The sequence below is a fragment of the Streptomyces sp. NPDC044003 genome (genome assembly GCF_056435185.1).
Genome location: NZ_JBWKFA010000006.1, coordinates 538,297 through 557,795, shown reverse-complemented (window position 1 = coordinate 557,795; position 19,499 = coordinate 538,297). Strand labels below are relative to the sequence as shown.

The 19,499-nt window shown below is 72.6% G+C and carries 17 protein-coding genes; 6 read left to right on the top strand and 11 right to left on the bottom strand.

The annotated features are described in order from the left end of the window. Positions 1 to 460: 460 nt before the first annotated feature. Positions 461 to 1,507: a GlxA family transcriptional regulator gene (locus tag AC07AW_RS26050; protein WP_478817848.1), complete on the bottom strand. Its 1,047-nt coding sequence runs from the start codon at positions 1,505 to 1,507 to the stop codon at positions 461 to 463. Positions 1,508 to 1,552: 45 nt separating this feature from the next. On the opposite strand from AC07AW_RS26050, the gene AC07AW_RS26045 reads away from it, so the two are divergent. Then, entirely contained in the window at positions 1,553 to 2,140 is a 588-nt protein-coding gene (locus AC07AW_RS26045) for a cysteine hydrolase family protein (RefSeq protein ID WP_478817847.1), read from the top strand. Between the two features lies 1 nt (position 2,141). On the opposite strand, the gene proC is transcribed toward AC07AW_RS26045, so the two are convergent. From proC to AC07AW_RS26020, 5 genes are all read right to left on the bottom strand, one after another. Continuing rightward, a complete protein-coding gene (proC, locus tag AC07AW_RS26040) occupies positions 2,142 to 2,951 on the bottom strand; it encodes a pyrroline-5-carboxylate reductase (RefSeq protein ID WP_478817846.1) in 810 nt (269 codons plus the stop codon). An 84-nt stretch (positions 2,952 to 3,035) separates the two neighbouring features. Beyond that, positions 3,036 to 3,773: an ABC transporter permease gene (locus tag AC07AW_RS26035; protein WP_478817845.1), complete on the bottom strand. Its 738-nt coding sequence runs from the start codon at positions 3,771 to 3,773 to the stop codon at positions 3,036 to 3,038. Further along, positions 3,770 to 4,627 (bottom strand): ABC transporter ATP-binding protein, encoded by an 858-nt coding sequence (locus AC07AW_RS26030; protein WP_478817869.1) that lies wholly within the window; start codon positions 4,625 to 4,627, stop codon positions 3,770 to 3,772. Before AC07AW_RS26030 ends, AC07AW_RS26035 begins: the two co-directional genes overlap by 4 nt. A 202-nt stretch (positions 4,628 to 4,829) precedes the next feature. Then, positions 4,830 to 5,330, bottom strand: coding sequence for a hypothetical protein (locus AC07AW_RS26025; protein ID WP_478817844.1), 501 nt, complete (start codon positions 5,328 to 5,330; stop codon positions 4,830 to 4,832). Between the two features lie 34 nt (positions 5,331 to 5,364). Continuing rightward, complete coding sequence (locus AC07AW_RS26020) at positions 5,365 to 5,709, bottom strand: SH3 domain-containing protein (RefSeq protein ID WP_478817868.1); 345 nt, start codon at positions 5,707 to 5,709, stop codon at positions 5,365 to 5,367. Positions 5,710 to 5,785: 76 nt separating this feature from the next. On the opposite strand from AC07AW_RS26020, the gene AC07AW_RS26015 reads away from it, so the two are divergent. Then, positions 5,786 to 7,957, top strand: a complete 2,172-nt coding sequence (locus tag AC07AW_RS26015; protein ID WP_478817843.1) for a protein kinase domain-containing protein — start codon at positions 5,786 to 5,788, stop codon at positions 7,955 to 7,957. A 77-nt stretch (positions 7,958 to 8,034) separates the two neighbouring features. Here the strand turns inward: AC07AW_RS26015 and ilvD are convergent, their stop codons facing one another. From ilvD to AC07AW_RS25995, 4 genes are all read right to left on the bottom strand, one after another. Next, positions 8,035 to 9,888, bottom strand: coding sequence for a dihydroxy-acid dehydratase (ilvD, locus tag AC07AW_RS26010; RefSeq protein ID WP_478817842.1), 1,854 nt, complete (start codon positions 9,886 to 9,888; stop codon positions 8,035 to 8,037). Between the two features lie 145 nt (positions 9,889 to 10,033). Further along, positions 10,034 to 10,645, bottom strand: a complete 612-nt coding sequence (locus AC07AW_RS26005; RefSeq protein ID WP_478817841.1) for a TetR/AcrR family transcriptional regulator — start codon at positions 10,643 to 10,645, stop codon at positions 10,034 to 10,036. After that, positions 10,642 to 11,481, bottom strand: a complete 840-nt coding sequence (locus AC07AW_RS26000) for a sugar phosphate isomerase/epimerase family protein (RefSeq protein WP_478817840.1) — start codon at positions 11,479 to 11,481, stop codon at positions 10,642 to 10,644. Before AC07AW_RS26000 ends, AC07AW_RS26005 begins: the two co-directional genes overlap by 4 nt. Before the next feature lie 77 nt (positions 11,482 to 11,558). After that, the gene (locus AC07AW_RS25995; protein WP_478817839.1) at positions 11,559 to 12,491 is read right to left on the bottom strand and encodes a Ppx/GppA family phosphatase; all 933 of its coding nucleotides are present in this window, start codon (positions 12,489 to 12,491) and stop codon (positions 11,559 to 11,561) included. 177 nt (positions 12,492 to 12,668) lie between these two features. Between AC07AW_RS25995 and AC07AW_RS25990 the strand changes: the two genes are divergently transcribed. Then, positions 12,669 to 13,886, top strand: a complete 1,218-nt coding sequence (locus AC07AW_RS25990) for an RNA-guided endonuclease InsQ/TnpB family protein (protein WP_478817838.1) — start codon at positions 12,669 to 12,671, stop codon at positions 13,884 to 13,886. A gap of 132 nt (positions 13,887 to 14,018) precedes the next feature. Beyond that, a complete protein-coding gene (locus AC07AW_RS25985) occupies positions 14,019 to 14,822 on the top strand; it encodes a DUF3109 family protein (protein ID WP_478817867.1) in 804 nt (267 codons plus the stop codon). Here AC07AW_RS25985 and AC07AW_RS25980 read toward each other — a convergent pair. Then, positions 14,819 to 16,597, bottom strand: coding sequence for a hypothetical protein (locus AC07AW_RS25980; protein ID WP_478817837.1), 1,779 nt, complete (start codon positions 16,595 to 16,597; stop codon positions 14,819 to 14,821). The genes AC07AW_RS25985 and AC07AW_RS25980 overlap by 4 nt on opposite strands. 172 nt (positions 16,598 to 16,769) lie before the next feature. Between AC07AW_RS25980 and radA the strand changes: the two genes are divergently transcribed. Together radA and disA are read left to right on the top strand one after the other, a co-directional pair. After that, on the top strand, positions 16,770 to 18,176 hold the full coding sequence (radA, locus tag AC07AW_RS25975) for a DNA repair protein RadA (RefSeq protein ID WP_478817836.1): 1,407 nt from the start codon (positions 16,770 to 16,772) through the stop codon (positions 18,174 to 18,176). A gap of 229 nt (positions 18,177 to 18,405) precedes the next feature. Next, positions 18,406 to 19,464, top strand: coding sequence for a DNA integrity scanning diadenylate cyclase DisA (gene disA / locus AC07AW_RS25970; protein WP_478817866.1), 1,059 nt, complete (start codon positions 18,406 to 18,408; stop codon positions 19,462 to 19,464). Positions 19,465 to 19,499: the final 35 nt, after the last annotated feature.

The window sequence follows — 19,499 nt, the reverse complement described above, 5'->3', positions numbered from 1 at the left end:
GCACGCTGTTGAGTTCTCAAGGTGCGGACGCTTCCTTCGTTCCTGTTTCCAGGCCCTCCGGGCGCTTCCTTCGTTTCCGACTCTATCAGATCTTTTCGATCCGATTTCCTCGGTGCTTTCCGGTCCCTTTCGCTTTCGCTCCGGGCCCTTCCGGCGTTTCCGACTCTATCAGATCCTTTCGGCGTCTGATTCCCAGTCAGCGGGGTTTGTCTTTCCGGCTGTTGGGCCGTTCCGACGAGTGAGACTTTAGCGGATTCCTTGCCCCCGACGCTAATCGGGCGGCCTGCGCTCAAACCTTCGAACGCGGATTCCTCATTTCGCAAAAACGCACGGAAAGCACGACGGCGCGACAAAGCATCGTCAGCTTCAGTGGATCTTGCGGAATGGCTGTCCGGGGCCGACCGGAGTCGGTGCTCACGTCGGACAACTCGGAGAACCTTACGGATCGGGGGGATCCGTGTCAACCCTGGTCCGCGGGCGTTCCTCTGCCCGGGTGACGGAAGGCGTGGCGGTAGTCGCGGGGGCTGGTGCCCAGGTGGGAGGCGAAGTGCTGGCGCATCGTGACCTCGCTGCCGAAGCCCGCGCGGCGGGCCACCTCGGGGAGGGGGTGGTCGGTCCGTTCGAGGAGCTTCTGGGCGGCCGCGACGCGCTGGGTGATGAGCCAGTGGAGGGGGGTGGTGCCCGTCGTGGCGTGGAAGTGGCGGGCGAAGGAGCGGGGGGACATCCCGGCGTGCGCGGCCAGGCTCGCGACCGTGTGGGGTTCGGCGAGGTGGGCCAGGGCGTGGGCACGTACGGCAGCGAGTGCGTCGGCGTCCCGGTCGGCGCGGGGCGTGGGGTGTTCGATGAACTGGGCCTGGGTCCCCGTACGGAAGGGGGCGGTGACCATCGAGCGGGCGACCGTGGCGGCCGCTTCGGCGCCGTGGGCGGTGCGGACGAGGTGCAGGCAGAGGTCGATGCCCGCGGCGGTGCCGGCCGAGGTCCAGATGCCGGTGTCCTCGACGAAGAGGGCGTCCGGTTCGACCTGGACGGCCGGGTGGAGGGCGGCCAGGGTGCTCGCCAGGTGCCAGTGGGTGACGGCTCGGCGGCCGTCGAGGAGGCCCGCGCGGGCGAGGACGAAGGCGCCGGCGCAGAGCGAGGCGACCGGGATGCCGGCGGTGTGGGCGCGGCGGAGGGCGTCGAGGACGGGGGCCGGGAGGTCGGCGTAGGGGTCCTCGATGCCGGGGACGACGACCAGGTCGGTGGGGGTGAGGTCGTCGAGCCAGGTGAGCGGGCGGTCGGGGGTGAGGGTGAGGCCGCCGCGCAGGGGGATGGGGGTGTGCGGGTCGGCGGCGGTGCGGCGGAGTTCGAAGGGCGGGACGCCGCGGAGGGTGCGGTCGCTGTCCCAGACCTCGGTGATGACGGAGATGTCGAAGGCCCGGACTCCGGGGAAGGAGACGAGGGCGATGCGCTGGGGGCGGGGCGTGGGCTTCCTTGGCACGTCTGGCAGTAAAGCATCGATCGCTGGCATTCGTACCCCTGGGAGTCCGGGGTCTGCGGCGGGAGGATCGTTGTCATGGAGATCAACGAGAACGCAGCGCTGGTGGTCATCGACGTGCAGAAGGGCTTCGAGCAGGAGTTCTGGGGGCGCCGGAACAATCCTGAGGCCGAGGCGAACATCGCGGCTCTGATCGACGCCTGGCAGGAGACGGGGCGGCCGGTCGTCTTCGTACGGCACGACTCGCCGCGGGCGGGGTCGCCGCTGGAGCCGGGGACCGAGGGGAACGAGTTCAAGGACTTCGTGGAGGAGCGGCGGGGGAAGGGGGCCGGTCCCGAGCTGTTCGTCACGAAGTCCGTGAACTCGGCGTTCTACGGGGAGCCCGATCTGGATGCCTGGCTGAAGGGGGCCGGCGTCGAGCAGTTCGTCGTCGTGGGGATCCAGACCAACATGTGCAACGAGACCACCGCCCGGATGGGCGGGAACCTCGGGTACGACGTGCTGTTCCCGCTGGACGCGATGCACACCTTCGACCTGGCCGGGCCGTTCGGGTGGACGCAGAGCGCCGAGGAGCTGACCCGGGCGACGGCTGTGTCGCTGCACGGTGGGCGGTTCGCCCGGGTCGTGAGCACGGAGGACGTGCTGAAGGCCGCCGGGGCCGTGTGACTCAGCTGTTGCCGGAGGCGAGCTCGCGGCTGCGGTCGCGGGCCGCTTCCAGGGCGGCGATCAGGGCGGCCCGTACGCCGTGGTTCTCCAGCTCGCGGATGGCGCTGATGGTGGTGCCGGCCGGCGAGGTGACGGCCTCGCGGAGCTTGACCGGGTGCTCGCCGCTGTCGCGGAGCATCACGGCGGCGCCGATGGCGGCCTGGACGATGAGGTCGTGGGCCTGGGCGCGGGGCAGGCCGAGGAGGATGCCGGCGTCGGTCATGGCCTCGACGAGGAAGTAGAAGTACGCGGGTCCCGAGCCGGAGAGGGCGGTGGCGGCGTCCTGCTGGGACTCGGGGACGCGGAGGGTCTTGCCGACGCCTCCGAAGATCTCCTCGGTGTGGGCGAGGTGCTCGGGGGTGGCGTGGCTGCCGGCCGAGATGACGGACATGCCCTCGTCGACGAGGACGGGGGTGTTCGGCATGACGCGGACGACGGGGGTGCCGGCGGTGAGGCGCTCCTCGATGAAGGAGGTGGGGATGCCCGCCGCGGCGCTGATGACCAGGCGGTCGGCGGTGACGTGCGGGGCGAGCTCGTCGAGGAGGCGGCCCATGTCCTGCGGCTTGACGGCCAGGATGAGGGTGTCGGCGCGCTTGGCGGCCTCGGCGTTGGTGACGGTCTCGACGCCGTAGCGGGTGCGGAGTTCCTCGGCGCGTTCGGCGCGGCGGGCGGTGACCAGGAGGTTCGCGGGGCGCCAGCCGGCACGGATCATGCCGCTGAGGAGTGCTTCACCGATCTTGCCGGTGCCGAGGACTGCGACGGTCTGGGTCATGGGTCTGTTCACCTCGCCGGAGGGGGCCTTTTCGACATCCTTTCACCGGTGGGGCCCGGGGTGCGTGGTGTGTCCGAGGGGCGGTCAGGCGGTGCGGCGGCGGAGGGTGGCGGCGCCGAGGCCGAGGACCAGGACGGCGCAGCCCGCGACGACGAGGGCGTCGCGGACGAAGGCGCCGGTGACGTCGGGGTGGTGGAGGACCTGGTTCATGCCGTCGACGGCGTACGACATGGGGAGGACGTTCGAGATCGCCTCCAGGGCGGGGGCCATGCGGTCGCGCGGGGTGAACAGGCCGCAGAGCAGGAGCTGGGGGAAGATCACGGCCGGCATGAACTGGACGGCCTGGAACTCGGACGCGGCGAACGCGGAGACGAAGAGGCCGAGGGCGGTGCCGAGGAGGGCGTCGAGGAGGGCCACCAGGAGGAGGAGCCAGGGGGAGCCGATGACGTCGAGGCCGAGGAACCAGAGGGCGAGGCCGGTGGCCAGGAGGGACTGGAGGACGGCGACGAGCCCGAAGGCGAGGGCGTAGCCGGCGATGAGGTCGGCCTTGCCGAGGGGCATGGCGAGGAGGCGTTCCAGGGTGCCGGAGGTGCGTTCCCTGAGGGTGGCGATGGAGGTCACCAGGAACATCGTGATGAGCGGGAAGATGCCGAGGAGCGAGGCGCCGATGCTGTCGAAGGTCCCCGGGCTGCCGTCGAAGACGTAGCGGAGCAGGAAGAGCATCAGGCAGGGGACGAGGAGCATCAGGGCGATCGAGCGCGGGTCGTGGCGCAGCTGGCGCAGGACGCGGGCGGAGGTGGCGAGGGTGCGGTTCGCGTTCACGGTCGCTCCTGGGGGGTGGCGTCTGCGGCTCGGGTGGCGTCTGCGGCTTGGGCGGCGTCTGCGGCTTGAGCGGCGTCTGCGGCTCGGGCGGCTCGGGTGTCGGCCGCGTCCACGAGGTGGAGGAAGGCCTCTTCGACGGTGGCCGTGTCGTTGCGGCGGCGGAGGTCGTCGGGGGTGTCCTCGGCGAGGATCTCGCCCTCGCGCATGAGGAGCAGCCGGTGGCAGCGCTCGGCCTCGTCCATCACGTGGGAGGAGACGAGGAGGGTGGTGCCCCGGTCGGCGGCGAGGCGGTGGAAGAGGTTCCACAGGTCGCGGCGGAGGACGGGGTCGAGGCCGACGGTGGGTTCGTCGAGGACGAGGAGTTCCGGGGTGCCGAGGAGGGCGACGGCGAGGGAGACGCGGCTGCGCTGGCCGCCGGAGAGCCGGCCGGCGAGGGAGTCGGTGTGGTCGGCGAGGTCGACGTCCTCGATGGCCCGGTCGACGGCGGTGCGGCGGTCGTGGCGGTGGGCGCGGCCGGGGAGCAGGACGGCGGCGAAGTAGTCGAGGTTCTGGCGGACGGTGAGGTCGTCGTAGACGGACGGGTCCTGGGTGACGTAGCCGATGCGGGAGCGGAGGGTGGGGTCGCCGGCGGGGCGGCCGAGGACCTGGAGGGTGCCGGCGACCTTGGCCTGGGTGCCGACGATGGCGCGCATGAGGGTGGTCTTGCCGCAGCCGGAGGGGCCGAGGAGGCCGGTGACGCGGCCTGACGGGACGGTGAAGTCGAGGTCCCGCAGGGCGGTGCGGGTGCCGCGGACGACGGTGAGGTGGTGGGCGGTGATGGCTGCGTCTCCGGGCCCGCCCGCCGGATTATTCATCATGTGATGAATATTGGGCATGGGGGTGCCGGCCGTCAAGGACCTGGGCGAGGCTGACGGCGCCGCGCTGGTGGTGCGGGTCAGGGCGCGGAACGCGGAGGCGCCGCTGAAGGGCGCCGCCCCGTGTGCCCACCCGTCCCGCCCCAGCGGGACGATTGCCCACACGGGGGGGGTGGGTGGGGGCACCGCCCAGCCGGGCGTCTTACTTGCGCTTCGGCTTCTTGCGGGTGGACGGGTTGCCCGTGCGGGAGGAGCGGCGCTTCTCGTACTGCTGCACCGCCGTCTCGTGTTCCGTGCGGTGCAGTTTCTCGCCCGGGGCCTCCACGAAGCAGCGGGCCGCGTAGGCGAGGAGGGAGCCGATGAAGCCGATCGCCTTCAGGCTGCGGAGGGACTCCTCGCGGGCCGGGTCGGCCGGGCGGCGGACGAAGCCCTCCCAGGTCTTGGCGAAGGCGATGGCGCTGCAGATCGCGAACATGAGGACGACCAGCGTGTTGACGATGCCGCCGACGTCGGCGATCTGCAGGCCCTCGTAGGCGAAGCGCAGCACGAAGCAGGCCGCGACGGCGGCGGCGAGCGCGCCGGCGGCAAGGCCGGCGCGGCGCAGCGCGTAGTGGCCGCTGTGGTCGACCCAGGTCGTGCCGAAGAAGCGGATCTCCTCCGGCTGCGGGCCGGTCCTGGTGGGGGGCTGCTCTTCGTCGCTCACAGGGTCGATTATCCCCGGGGCGACGGTGACGAGGTCAGGAGCAGCGCGGTGCGACCATCTCGTCGCTGCCCGTGTGCACGTACGCGTCGGCGATGTACTCGCCCGGCGCTATGTTGTCCCAGATGTTCGTCGTGCCGTACGGGCCGCTGATCCACTCGCCGTACTTCTGGCAGTAGATCGCGACGGTGGCGCCCAGCGACAGCACCCGGACGATCGGGTACTTGGTGCTCGGTCCCGAGCGCACGTTGACCCGGTAGCCCGGTGCGACCTCGTAGCGTGTGGTCATGATGTCCTCCCCCTGTGGCACGAACGGTGGCGCAAAAGCGCTCCGCCGAGTTTCACTCTCCGCGACGCGCAGGCTAGCAAGCCCCACCGACATCGCGGGCACCATGGACTAGGCTCCGTGCGTCGCGCACGTGCGCGCGATGTGACGGGGACTCACACGGGGGTGGGCGATGCCACCGTTGCGCGGCACCGGAGCCGAACGGTTTGCGGAGGAGCCCGAGTACGCGGGCGACTACCGCCTCCAGGCATGTCTGGGGGCCGGCGGCATGGGCGTCGTGCACCTCGCGGCCTCCGCCTCCGGGCTGCGGCTCGCGGTCAAGGTCGTGCACGCACGGTATGCGGAGGACCCCGAGTTCAGGGCGCGTTTCCGCCAGGAGGTCGCGGCCGCCCGCCGGGTCAGCGGGGCCTTCACCGCGCCGGTCGTGGACGCCGACCCCGATGCCGTGCGCCCCTGGATGGCGACCCTCTACGTGCCCGGCCCCACCCTCGCCGACCAGGTGAAGCGGAACGGCCCGCTGTCCCCGGCCGAACTGCGCCGGCTCACCGCCGGACTCGCGGAGGCGCTGCGGGACATCCACCGGGCCGGAGTCGTCCACCGGGACCTCAAGCCCAGCAACGTCCTGCTGAGCGACACCGGCCCGAAGGTCATCGACTTCGGGATCTCCCGGCCGGTCGACAGCGATCTGCACACGGAGACGGGCAAGCTCATCGGCTCGCCGCCGTTCATGGCGCCCGAGCAGTTCCAGCGGCCGAAGGAGGTCGGGCCGGCGGCGGACGTCTTCGCGCTGGGCTCCGTGCTCGTGCACGCGGCCACCGGGCACGGCCCGTTCGACTCGGACAGCCCGTACATCGTGGCGTACCAGGTCGTCCACGACGAGCCGGACCTGACGGGGGTGCCGACGGACCTGGCGCCGCTCGTCGCCCGCTGCCTCGCCAAGCAGCCGGCCGACCGGCCGACCCCGGCCGAGATCATGCAGGCGCTGCTGCCTCCCTCGTACGCGGCCGACGCCTTCATACCGGCACAGCGGCGACGGCCCACCCTGCCGGAGGGCGACAGCCCCGCGCCCGCGTGGGACGCGGACACGCCCGTAAGGGCCGCCGCACCGGCCCCCTCCCGCCGCGGGCCGCGCTTCGGCGGGCGGATCCGGCCGCGCCCGACGATCGCCGTCGCCGCCGCGCTCGCACTGACCGCGGCGGGCCTGTACGCGGCGCTCAGCCGGCCGGCGCACGACGGGCCCGCGGCTCCCACGCGCCCGGAGGAGGTGGCCACCGCCTTCGCCGGCTGGCACACCGCGCTCCAGAAGCACGGGCAGGCGGCCGCGCCCGCCTGCACCCACGACGCGGGCGCGCTGTACTGCGCGGCCCGGGGCGTCGGCATGGCCCGGCTCGACCCGGTGACCGGGCAGGTCCTCTGGTCGCGGACGGCGCCCGTCGAACAGGGGCCCCAGGACGCCCCCGTACTCCTCGCGGACGGCCTGGTCGGGGCCGCCGCTCCGACGGCTCCCCTGCAGGCGTACGCGGCCGGGGACGGCGCCCCCGGCTGGACCGCCGGGACGGAGCTCCCCGAGGCGTACCGGCCGGCCGGCTCCGCCGTCGTCCTCTCCGACGGCGCCGGCGGCATCCGGGCGGTCGACGCCCGGAGCGGCAAGGAGCTGTGGCGGCACGGCCTGACCGGCTTCGGGGTGCCGCGCCCCGGACCGTACGACGCGCCCTCCGGGCTGCTCACGGTCTCCGAGGCCTCGGGGGACGCGGCGCACACCCGGGTCGGCGCGGTCCGGCCCGCCACCGGCGAGGTGGTCCGGCAGTGGAACCTGGACGGCAACCTCGCCCCGCTGGGCCGCACAGGGGACGGCACGCTGGTCCTCGGGGCGCTCTACGGCGCGGACGCGACGCTGGTCGACGCCCTCGTCCTCCTGGGACCGGGCGGCGACGACAGCGCCGTCCGCAGGCTCTCCCTGCCCTACCGGATGGACCTGCGGGGCATCGCCGTGAGCGGCGCCGTCGTCCATCTGCTCGACGCGGTCGGACATCTCACCGCCTTCGACACCGCCGCGCCGAAGGGCCGGGTGCTGTGGGAGCTGGAGACGGCCGCGGGCAATGTCTCCGCGCCGGTCCTCGGACCGGGCGACCGGCTGTACTTCTCCGTGCAGGACGGCCGACTGCTCGCCGTCGACGCCGCGCGCGGGGCGATGATCGGCCAGACCAGGCCGCGGATGCAGAACGGCCGCCTCGGGTACGCGCCCCTGGTCCCCGCGCCCGTCGTCGCCGGGGACCGGGTGTTCGGGACGGCGCCGGACGGCTCCGTGTTCGCGGTGGACGCGCGCGATCCGGCGTCCTGGTGAGCGCCTGAGGCGTACGTACGAGTGAGGGGAGCGGGTTCGAGAACCCGCTCCCCTTCGTCGTAGGTACTCCGCCGGGCTCAGCCCAGCTTCGTCACGTCCCGGACCGCGCCCTTGTCGGCGCTCGTCGCCATCGCCGCGTACGCCCGCAGCGCCGCCGACACCTTGCGCTCCCGGTTCTTCGGCGCGTACACGCCGCCGAGGGCCTCGCGGCGGGCCGCGAGGGTGGCGTCGTCCACGAGCAGCTCGATCGAGCGGTTCGGGATGTCGATGCGGATGCGGTCGCCGTCCTCGACGAGCGCGATCGTGCCGCCCGAGGCCGCCTCCGGCGAGGCGTGGCCGATGGAGAGGCCTGAGGTGCCGCCCGAGAAGCGGCCGTCCGTGACGAGGGCGCAGGTCTTGCCCAGGCCCCGGCCCTTGAGGAAGGAGGTCGGGTAGAGCATCTCCTGCATGCCGGGGCCGCCGCGCGGGCCCTCGTAGCGGATGACGACGACGTCGCCGTCCTTGACCTGCTTGTTCAGGATCTTCTCGACGGCCTCCTCCTGCGACTCGCAGACGACGGCCGGGCCCTCGAAGGTCCAGATCGACTCGTCGACGCCGGCGGTCTTCACGACGCAGCCGTCGACGGCGAGGTTGCCGTGCAGGACGGCGAGGCCGCCGTCCTTCGAGTAGGCGTGGGCCGCATCGCGGATGCAGCCGTTCGCGGCGTCCGTGTCGAGGGTGTCCCAGCGCTCCGACTGGGAGAAGGCGGTCGCCGAGCGGACGCAGCCGGGGGCCGCGTGCCACAGCTCGACGGCCTCGTCCGAGGGGGAGCCGCCGCGCACGTCCCAGGCCTCCAGCCACTCCTTGACGGAGGGCGAGTGGACGGTGCGGACGTCCTCGTTCAGCAGGCCCGCGCGGTAGAGCTCGCCGAGGATGGCGGGGATGCCGCCGGCCCGGTGCACGTCCTCCATGTAGTACGTGCGGTCCTTGGCGACGTTCGGGGCGACCTTGGCCAGGCAGGGCACCCGGCGCGAGACCTCGTCCATGTCCGGCAGGCCGTAGTCGAGCTCGGCCTCCTGGGCGGCGGCGAGCAGGTGCAGGATCGTGTTGGTGGAGCCGCCCATGGCGATGTCGAGCGCCATCGCGTTCTCGAAGGCCCCGCGGGTCGCGATCGAGCGCGGCAGGACGGAGTCGTCGTCCTCGTCGTAGTAGCGACGGGTGATGTCGACGACCGTGCGGGCCGCGTTCTCGTACAGCGCCCTGCGGGCGGTGTGGGTGGCGAGGACCGTGCCGTTGCCGGGGAGGGAGAGGCCGATGGCCTCGGTCAGGCAGTTCATCGAGTTGGCGGTGAACATGCCGGAACAGGAACCGCAGGTCGGGCAGGCGTTCTCCTCGATGCGGGAGATGTCCTCGTCCGAGATCTTCGGGTTCACGGCGTCGGAGATCGCGTCGACCAGGTCGAGCGTGCGGACCGAGCCGTCGACGAGCGTGGCGCGGCCGGACTCCATCGGGCCGCCGGAGACGAAGACCGTCGGGATGTTGAGGCGCAGGGCCGCCATCAGCATGCCGGGGGTGATCTTGTCGCAGTTGGAGATGCAGATCAGGGCGTCGGCGCAGTGCGCCTCGACCATGTACTCCACGCTGTCCGCGATCAGGTCGCGGGAGGGCAGGGAGTAGAGCATGCCGCCGTGGCCCATGGCGATGCCGTCGTCGACGGCGATCGTGTTGAACTCGCGGGCGATGCCGCCGGCGGCGGTGATGGCCTCGGAGACGATCCGGCCGACCGGCTGGAGGTGGGTGTGGCCCGGGACGAACTCCGTGAAGGAGTTGGCGACGGCGATGATCGGCTTCCGGCCGATGTCCGCGCCGGGTACACCGGAGGCGCGCATAAGGGCGCGTGCGCCCGCCATGTTGCGGCCGTGGGTGACAGTGCGGGACCTCAGCTCGGGCATCGTCGCTCGCTCCTCGTGATGGGTGTGCTTGCTTTCGAGCGTACGGCCTCGCTCCAAGATCTGGACAGGCCGTCCGGAATGCGGGACGCGTGTTCAGGTCGCGGACGGTCCGGCCCGCTGCCGTCAGGCTTCCGGCCCGCTTCCGTCAGGCCTCCGTCAGGTACCGCTGGAGGGTCGGGGCCACCTGTTCGACGATCCGCTCCGGGTCCGCCGAGGCCAGCGGCTCGACCTGGATCACGTACCGCATGATCACGATCCCGATCATGTGGGAGGCGGCCAGCTCCGCGCGGAAGCCCGGGTCCGGCACGTCCAGCTCGGCCGCGATCCGCTCCAGGAGCCGGCGCAGCACGAAGGTCCGCAGCACCTTGGCCGCCGCCTCGTGGGTGAGCGCGGAGCGCACGATCGCGAGGAGCGGGGCGCGGGAGACCGGGTTCTCCCAGACGCCGATGAAGAAGCGCGCGAGCCGTTCGCCGATGGCCTCGCGGGGGCCGCCGAGGATCGCCGGGAGGACGGCCGCGGGCTCGAAGGAGACCTCGATCGCCGCGGCGAAGACCTCGTCCTTCGTCCCGAAGTAGTGGTGGACGAGCGCCGGGTCCACCCCGGCGGCCTTGGCGATGCCGCGCACCGAGGCCTTGTCGTAGCCGCGCTCGGCGAACTGGGCGCGGGCCGCCTCCAGGATGCGTGTCCGCGCGTCCGGACCGCTCTCCTCCTCGGTACGGGACGGGCGGCCGCGCCGGCGCGGGGCCGGGTCGGTCATGGGCGGGGGGCCCGTTCGGTCGGGCGAGCGGCGGCTGAGGCGAGGTGGAGACGGGTGAAGGCGAGGGCCTCCGCGAGATCGGCCTCGCGTTCGGCGGCTGACATCGCGCGCCGGGTGTTGACCTCGATGACGACGTGCCCGTCGAAGCCGGTGAGCGCGAGCCGCTCCAGGAGCTCGGCGCAGGGCTGGGTGCCGCGCCCCGGGACGAGGTGCTCGTCCTTGGCGGAGCCCTTGCCGTCCGCGAGGTGGACGTGGCCGAGCCGGTCGCCCATGCGGTCGATCATCGCGAGGGCGTCGGTGCGGGCGGTCGCGGTGTGCGAGAGGTCGACGGTGAAGTGTCGGTAGTCGTCCTTGGTGACGTCCCACTCGGGGGCGTACGCGAGCATCTCGCGGTCCTTGTACCGCCACGGGTACATGTTCTCGACGGCGAACCGGACGTCCGTCTCGTCCGCCATCCGCCAGATGCCGGTCACGAAGTCCTTGGCGTACTGGCGCTGCCAGCGGAACGGCGGGTGGACGACGACCGTCGACGCGCCGAGCCGCTCGGCGGCCGCCTGCGCGCGCTGCAGCTTGACCCACGGGTCGGTGGACCAGACGCGCTGCGTGATGAGGAGGCAGGGGGCGTGCACGGCCAGGATCGGGACCTGGTGGTAGTCGGAGAGCCGGCGCAGTGCCTCGATGTCCTGGCTGACCGGATCGGTCCACACCATGACCTCGACGCCGTCGTAGCCGAGGCGCGCGGCGACCTCGAAGGCCGTCGCCGTGGACTCCGGATAGACCGAGGCCGTCGACAGGGCGACCTTCGCATCCGGGATGCGCACCACTGGTTCTGCCACGGGGAACAGCGTACGGGGCGGGCCGGGGGGCCGGAGGGTGGTTCCGGTCACGCCCGACCCCTTCCTCGTACGGCCCGTCAGTGCTCCGGCAGGTGGTCCAGGCGGCGCAGGATGACGCCCTCGCGCAGGGCCCAGGGGCAGATCTCCAGCTCCTCGACGCCGAGCAGGTCCATCGCCCCCTCCGCGACGAGCGCGCCCGCGAGGACCTGTCCGGCGCGGCCCTCCGAGACGCCGGGCAGGGCGGCCCGCTCGGGCACGCTCATCGCGGCGAGGCGCGGGACCCACTCCTCCAGGGCCTTGCGGGACAGGATCCGCTGGACGTAGAGGCCCTCCCCCGAGCCGGGCGCGCCCGCGATCCTGGCGAGCTGCTTGAAGGTCTTGGAGGTGGCGACGACGTGGTCGGGGCGGCCGAAGCGGCTGAACTCGCCGACCGTACGGGCGATCTGCGCGCGGACATGGCGGCGCAGGGCCTTCACGTCGTCGGTGTCGGCCGGGTCGCCGGGCAGCCAGCCCGCCGTGAGGCGGCCGGCGCCGAGGGGCAGGGAGACCGCCGTGTCCGGGTCCTCGTCGATGCCGAAGGCGACTTCGAGGGAGCCGCCGCCGATGTCGAGGAGGAGGAGCTTGCCCGCGGACCAGCCGAACCAGCGGCGGGCGGCGAGGAAGGTGAGCCGGGCCTCCTCCTCGCCGGTGAGGACCTGGAGGTCGACCCCGGTCTCGTCCTTCACGCGCGCGAGGACCGCGTCGGCGTTGCTGGCCTCGCGCACCGCGGAGGTCGCGAAGGGCAGCACCTCCTCGCAGCCCTTGTCCTCGGCGGCCAGGAGCGCGTCCCGCACGGTCGCGATGAGCCGCTCGACACCGCCGGGCGCGATCGCGCCCCGCTCGTCGAGCAGCTCGGCGAGCCGCAGCTCCGCCTTGTGCGAGTGGGCGGGCAGCGGCCGGGCGCCGGGGTGGGCGTCCACCACGAGCAGGTGCACTGTGTTCGAACCGACGTCGAGGACTCCGAGTCTCATGGGCGGAACGCTACCCATGACTTGGCCGGTTCTGTTGCCGCATGAACCGCCGGATTCGAGTGCACTTACACAGCACAGGACGGTGCTGCCACACGAGCGATTCGGGTCTCTGTGAGCTGCTTCACAGCACCGAAGTGCTATCCACAGAGCACACTCACGACTACTTACAGTGATTCCGTGCAGCTTCGGTACTCATTCCGCTTGTACCCGACCGCTGGCCAGCGCGAGGCGCTGGCGAGGGCGTTCGGGTGCGCGCGGGTGGTCTACAACGACGCTCTCCGGGCCCGTGAGACCGCCCGCGCCGAGGGGGCGCCGTTCCCGAAGATCGGGGACCTGTCGAAACTGCTGGTCACCGAGGCGAAGAAGACCGCTGGACGTGATTGGCTCGGTGAAGTGTCCGCCGTAATCCTCCAGCAGTCGTTGCGGGATCTGGACACCGCGTACCGGAACTTCTTCGACGGGCTGAAAGGGAAGCGCGCGAGGATGGGCGCGCCCCGGTTCAAGTCACGGAAGGACAGCCGACAGGCGATCCGGTTCACCGCGAATGCGCGGTGGAAGATCACGTCGGGCGGGAAGCTGCGTCTGCCGAAGATCGGGGATATGCGGGTCAAGTGGTCGCGAGCCCTGCCGTCCGCGCCGTCGACCGTGACGGTGATCAGGGATGCGGCCGGGCGGTACTACGCCTCGTTCGTCGTCGAGACCGACCCCGTCCCGCATCCCGAGGTGGAGCCGGTAGTCGGTATCGATCTGGGGTTGGGGCACTTCGCGGTCCTCTCGGACGGGACGAAGATCGACGCTCCGCGTTTCCTGCGCCGGGCGGAGAAAAAGCTCAAGAAAGCCCAGCGGAACCTGAGCCGCAAGGCGAAGGGGTCGAAGAACCGGGACAGGGCCAGGATCAAGGTCGCCCGTGCGCATGCGCGGGTGGCCGACGCGCGGCGCGAGTTCCACCACCAGCTCTCCACACGGATCATCCGCGAGAACCAAGCGGTGGCGGTGGAGGACCTGGCGGTGAAAGGACTCGCCCGTACACGGCTGGCCAAGTCCGTCCACGACGCGGGATGGGCTGCGTTCGTCGCACTGCTGGAGTACAAAGCCGCCCTGTACGGACGGACCTTCATCAGAATCGGACGCTACGAACCCACCAGCCGGCTTTGCTGCGTCTGCGGGACCCAGGACGGCCCCAAACCCCTGCACCTCCGCGTCTGGGAGTGCCAGGGCTGCGGGACGGTCCTGGACCGGGACATCAACGCGGCGATCAACATCGCCAGGGCCGCCGGACTGGCGGTGTCAGCCTGTGGAGCGCAGGTAAGACCGGTACGTGTACCGGCACAGTGCGGCGAAGCAGGAACCCACCGAGACGGTCAGCCGACCGTGGCAGGAACCCTCACCCGATAGGGCAGAGGCGGAGGTCAATGCGCCGACCCGCATACGCTTGGTGTTGTGCCAAAGACGAAGAAGGCGAAGCCGGGCAAAGAGAGCGACGGCTCGCGTGTGAAGGACGCCAGGACCGCGCATGCGGCGAAGGCCGTGAAGGCGGTCAAGGTCGGGAAGCAGAACCGGGGCAAGGCCGAGGAGCCCGACGAGAAGGGCCTCGACTTCGCGCGCGCGTGGGTCGAGTTTCCCGATCCGGCCGACGAGGAGCAGGTCTTCCGCTGTGACCTGACCTGGCTGACCTCCCGCTGGACCTGCATCTTCGGCAACGGCTGCCAGGGCATCCAGGAGGGGCGCGCCGACGACGGCTGCTGCACGCTGGGCGCGCACTTCTCCGACGAGGACGACGAGAAGCGGGTCGCCGGGCACGTGGCGCGGCTGACGCCCGAGCTGTGGCAGTTCCACGACGTCGGTACCGAGTCGGGCTGGGTGCAACTCGACGAGGACGGCGACCGGCAGACCCGCCGCTGGGAGGGGTCCTGCATCTTCCAGAACCGGCCGGGCTTCGCGGGCGGCGCGGGCTGCTCGCTGCACATCCTGGCCATGAAGGAGGGTCGGGAGCCGCTGGAGACGAAGCCGGACGTGTGCTGGCAGCTGCCGGTGCGGCGGACGTACGACTGGATCGACCGGCCCGACGACACCAAGGTGCTCCAGGTGTCGATCGGCGAGTACGACCGGCGTGGCTGGGGTCCGGGCGGTCACGACCTGCACTGGTACTGCACGACGGCGTCGTCGGCGCACGTCGGCGGTGAGCCGGTCTACGTCTCGTACCGGCCGGAGCTGGTCGAGATGATGGGCGAGGAGGCGTACGGGGTCCTGGCGGGGCTGTGCGAGGCGCGGCTCGCCTCGCAGCTGCCGCTGGTGGCTCCGCATCCGGCGGATCCGCCGGGCAGGCCCTAGGAGGGCGACGGGGGCGGTTCCTCCGTCGACGACGGGGGTGTGCCCGGGTCCGAGGTCGTGGGCGGTGGTTCCTCGGTCGTCGGCGGCGGGGTGGTCGGTTCCGTCGTCGGCTCCGTGGTCGGCGGCGGGGTCGTGGGCTCGGTCGTCGGCGGCGTCGTCGGTTCCGTCGTGGGCGGGCTCGTGGGCGGCGTCGTCGGTTCGGTGGTGGGCGGGCTGGTCGGCGGGGTCGTCGGTTCCGTCGTCGTGACCGGCGGGGGCGTGATGACCCGGCCGGTCGGCGGCTTGGCCTGGCGGTAGCCGTCGATCCGCACCTCCGCGCCCGAGGGGTTCACCCCCACGCGCGCGCTCCAGGAGCCGAAGGGTTCGCGGGCGTGGTCGACGCGGACGGCGATCGTGATCTTCTCGCCGGGGCGGAGTGTGCCGGAGGCCCGGCTCACGTACAGCCAGGGGGCGTCCGTCCACAGCGCCCAGTCGACGGGCGAGCCGCCGGAGGCGGTGAGCGTGAGCAGGGTGAGGTCGCCGCGGCCTGTGGCGGTGACCGTGATCCAGCCGGCGGCGGGTTCGCCGGGCCGGGCCGTTTCGGTGGGGCCGCCGGGGCTGACGACCTCGACGGAGACGTCGGGGGCGCGGCTGCCCTGGGTGAACCGGGGCTCGGGGGTGGTGCGGGCGTTCCCCGCGTTCTCGTAGCGGTCGCCGTCCGGGTCCACCGGTTCGTCCGCCTCGCGCGCGCTGATCCTGGCCCCCTCGTGGCCGGCGGTGTCGGCGTCCGGGGTGCCCCGGTAGGAGGTCCACAGGGCCAGGACGGGGGCGGCGACGACGGCGGCGACGACGGTGGTGGTCACCGCGCGGGCCCGCATCCGGTCGCGGCGGGCGACATGGTCCTTGGGGTCCATGGGAAAGCCGGTCGGCGCGAAGCGGGGGGCGCCGGCACGCGCGCGCGGGACGTGCAGCATCGCCATGTACGCGGCGGCCCTGGGTGCCTCGACGAGCGGCAGCCGGTCCGCGGGGAGGGCCGAGGCGCCGGGCCAGGGGCCCGCGGCGCCGACGCGTTCGGCGGCGCGGCGGCAGCGGGGGCAGTCGTCGACGTGCCGGACGAGTTCGGCGCGCAGGGCGGCCGAGAGGAGCACCTGGTGGTCGCCGGTGAGCCGGGCGACGGTGGGGCAGCTGCCGGTGTCGACGACGGCGAGGGCGGCGCGGGTGCGCTCGACCTCGCAGCCGGCGGTGGCGAGGAGTTCGCGGGCGGCGAGCGGGTCGAGGGAGAGCACGGCGGCGACCTGGCGGTGGCTGAGGCCGTGCCGCACGGCGAGCTCCAGGGCCTCGCGCTGCTCGGGCGTGGTGCCGGCGGCCTCGGGCCAGGCGAGCAGGGCGAGCTCGGCGCGGCGGCGCTCGGCGGTCTCCTCGGAGACCCGGGGCGGCTCGGGGGCGGTGACGGCCGGGCGGCCGGTGTGGGCGCCCTGGCGCTTGCGGCGCTGCTCGCCGAGGCTGCGCAGGCAGGCCCAGCGGGCGAGGGCGTACAGCCAGGCGGTGCGTCCGTCCTCGTCGGAGGGGCAGCGGCCGTGGTGGCGCTCGGCGACGGCGAGGACGTCGCCGAGGACGGCGGTGGCCGTGTCGTGGTCGCAGAGCACGGAGAGGCAGTACGTGAAGAGGCCGTCGAGGGCGGCCTCGTAACGGGCGGGGGGACGCCGGCCGAGCGTGCGCGGTCCCTGGTCCGTGGCGCGGTGCGCCCGGTGTGCGCCGGTGGTGCGTCCGTGGGATTCCAGCCTGCTGCTCGTCACTGGGCGACCGTAGGCAGGGCGGTGGGCACTCTCGTGCCGGTTGCCCCATTCTCATTCTTACGGGTGAAGGTATCGCTCGAAAGGGGACAGGAGCCCGGCGTTCCGGTGCCGTGGGGCCGCCCCTGTGGACGATCCCGGCCCGTTGTCGGTGGCGGCGGATACGGTGTCGCTCATGGCTGCCCGTACGAAAACCGCCAAGGACCGACCGTCCTACCGCTGCACCGAGTGCGGCTGGCAGACGGCCAAGTGGCTCGGCCGCTGCCCCGAATGCCAGGCCTGGGGGACGGTCGAGGAGTACGGCGCGCCCGCCGTCCGGACGACCGCGGCGGGGCGCGTCTCCAGCGCCGCGCTGCCCATCGGCCAGGTCGACGGCCGGCAGGCGACCGCCCGCTCGACCGGCGTCGACGAGCTGGACCGGGTCCTCGGCGGGGGCCTGGTGCCCGGCGCCGTCGTGCTGCTCGCGGGCGAGCCCGGCGTCGGCAAGTCCACGCTTCTGCTCGACGTGGCGGCCAAGGCGGCCAGCGACGAGCACCGCACGCTGTACGTGACGGGCGAGGAGTCCGCGAGCCAGGTCCGGCTGCGCGCCGACCGGATCAACGCGCTCAGCGACCATCTGTACCTGGCGGCCGAGACCGATCTGTCCGCCGTCCTCGGGCACCTCGACGCCGTGAAGCCCTCCCTGCTGATCCTGGACTCGGTGCAGACCGTCGCCTCCCCCGAGATCGACGGCGCGCCCGGCGGCATGGCCCAGGTCCGCGAGGTCGCGGGAGCCCTCATCCGCGCCTCCAAGGAGCGCGGCATGGCGACGCTCCTCGTCGGCCACGTCACCAAGGAAGGGGCCATCGCGGGCCCCCGGCTCCTGGAGCACCTGGTGGACGTCGTCCTGAGCTTCGAGGGCGACCGGCACGCGCGGCTGCGCCTGGTCCGGGGCGTGAAGAACCGGTACGGGGCGACCGACGAGGTCGGCTGCTTCGAGCTGCACGACGAGGGCATCACGGGGCTCGCCGACCCCTCCGGGCTCTTCCTGACCCGGCGTGACGTGGCGGTGCCCGGCACCTGTCTGACGGTCACCCTGGAGGGCAAGCGGCCGCTGGTCGCCGAGGTGCAGGCGCTGACGGTCGACTCGCAGATCCCCTCGCCGCGGCGGACGACCTCGGGCCTGGAGACCTCCCGGGTCTCGATGATGCTGGCGGTCCTGGAGCAGCGCGGCCGGATCAGCGCGCTGGGCAAGCGGGACATCTACAGCGCGACCGTCGGCGGCGTGAAGCTCACCGAGCCCGCCGCCGACCTGGCGATCGCGCTCGCGCTGGCGTCGGCCGCGAGCGACACCCCGCTGCCGAAGAACCTGGTCGCGATCGGCGAGGTCGGGCTCGCGGGCGAGGTGCGGCGGGTGACGGGCGTGCAGCGGCGGCTCGCCGAGGCGCACCGGCTCGGCTTCACGCACGCACTGGTCCCTTCGGACCCGGGGAAGGTGCCGGCCGGGATGAAGGTGACGGAGGTGGCGGACGTGGGGGACGCGCTGCGGGTGCTGCCGCGGAGCCGGCGCGCGAAGGGCGCGGAGGAGGCGCCGAGCCGCTGATCGAGGGGGGTCGTCGGGGGCTCCGTACAGGCGTCGGAGCCGCCTCCGCGGGGGTGTGCCCACCTGTCCCGCCCGGGGGTCCGCCGGGCGGAGTCCGGGGGAGGAACGTATGCCCACACCGCAGTAGCAAACGCCCTCCGGGGTGGTGTCGCTAGACTTTGCCCTGGTCTCGCCCATCCGTACGAGCCGGAGGAGTGCAGTGGCAGCCAAGGACGGGAACGAAGCGCTGATGCGCGCGGCCCTCAGCGCGGTCGCTCCCGGCACCGCGCTGCGCGACGGCCTGGAGCGGATCCTCCGGGGAAACACGGGCGGTCTCATCGTGCTCGGCCTGGACAAGACGGTCGACTCGATGTGCACCGGCGGCTTCGAACTGAACGTCGAGTTCACCGCCACGCGCCTGCGTGAGCTGTGCAAGCTCGACGGCGCGCTCGTCCTCGACAAGGACATCACCAAGATCCACCGCGCGGGTGTGCAGCTGGTCCCGGACGCCTCCATCCCCACCGAGGAGACCGGAACCCGCCACCGCACCGCGGACCGGGTCTCCAAGCAGTGCAAGTTCCCGGTCGTCTCCGTCTCCCAGTCGATGCGTCTGATCGCGCTGTACGTGGACGGTGAGCGCCGGGTCCTGGAGGAGTCGGCCGCGATCCTGTCCCGCGCCAACCAGGCGCTCGCGACCCTGGAGCGGTACAAGCTGCGGCTCGACGAGGTGGCCGGCACGCTCTCCGCGCTGGAGATCGAGGACCTGGTCACGGTCCGGGACGTCACCGCGGTCGCGCAGCGCCTGGAGATGGTCCGCCGGATCGCCACCGAGATCGCCGAGTACGTGGTCGAGCTCGGCACCGACGGACGGCTCCTCTCGCTCCAGCTCGACGAGCTGATCGCGGGCGTGGAGCCGGAGCGCGAGCTGGTGATCCGGGACTACGTGCCGGAGCCGACGGCGAAGCGTTCGCGGACGGTCGCCGAGGCGCTCACCGAGCTGGACGCACTCACCCACACCGAGCTCCTCGAACTTCCGGTCGTGGCGCGGGCCCTCGGGTACAGCGGTTCGCCCGAGACCCTCGACTCGGCGGTCTCGCCGCGGGGCTACCGGCTGCTGGCGAAGGTGCCGCGGCTGCCCGGCGCGATCATCGAGCGTCTGGTGGAGCACTTCGGCGGGCTGCAGAAGCTGCTCGCGGCGAGCGTGGACGACCTCCAGACCGTCGACGGCGTCGGCGAGGCCCGTGCCCGCAGCGTCCGCGAGGGCCTGTCGCGGCTCGCGGAGTCCTCGATCCTGGAGCGGTACGTCTAGGTCCTGTCCGACCATCCCGGTCGGATCGGGCCGGG

What these genes read in the sequence shown, in the direction of transcription:
- AC07AW_RS26050 (WP_478817848.1), bottom strand. Translation starts at nt 1,507, where the DNA reads ATGCCAGCGATCGATGCTTTACTGCCAGACGTGCCAAGGAAGCCCACG.
- AC07AW_RS26045 (WP_478817847.1), top strand. Translation starts at nt 1,553, where the DNA reads ATGGAGATCAACGAGAACGCAGCGCTGGTGGTCATCGACGTGCAGAAG.
- proC (WP_478817846.1), bottom strand. Translation starts at nt 2,951, where the DNA reads ATGACCCAGACCGTCGCAGTCCTCGGCACCGGCAAGATCGGTGAAGCA.
- AC07AW_RS26030 (WP_478817869.1), bottom strand. Translation starts at nt 4,627, where the DNA reads ATGAATAATCCGGCGGGCGGGCCCGGAGACGCAGCCATCACCGCCCAC.
- AC07AW_RS26020 (WP_478817868.1), bottom strand. Translation starts at nt 5,709, where the DNA reads ATGTCGGTGGGGCTTGCTAGCCTGCGCGTCGCGGAGAGTGAAACTCGG.
- AC07AW_RS26015 (WP_478817843.1), top strand. Translation starts at nt 5,786, where the DNA reads ATGCCACCGTTGCGCGGCACCGGAGCCGAACGGTTTGCGGAGGAGCCC.
- ilvD (WP_478817842.1), bottom strand. Translation starts at nt 9,888, where the DNA reads ATGCCCGAGCTGAGGTCCCGCACTGTCACCCACGGCCGCAACATGGCG.
- AC07AW_RS26005 (WP_478817841.1), bottom strand. Translation starts at nt 10,645, where the DNA reads ATGACCGACCCGGCCCCGCGCCGGCGCGGCCGCCCGTCCCGTACCGAG.
- AC07AW_RS25995 (WP_478817839.1), bottom strand. Translation starts at nt 12,491, where the DNA reads ATGAGACTCGGAGTCCTCGACGTCGGTTCGAACACAGTGCACCTGCTC.
- radA (WP_478817836.1), top strand. Translation starts at nt 16,770, where the DNA reads ATGGCTGCCCGTACGAAAACCGCCAAGGACCGACCGTCCTACCGCTGC.
- disA (WP_478817866.1), top strand. Translation starts at nt 18,406, where the DNA reads ATGCGCGCGGCCCTCAGCGCGGTCGCTCCCGGCACCGCGCTGCGCGAC.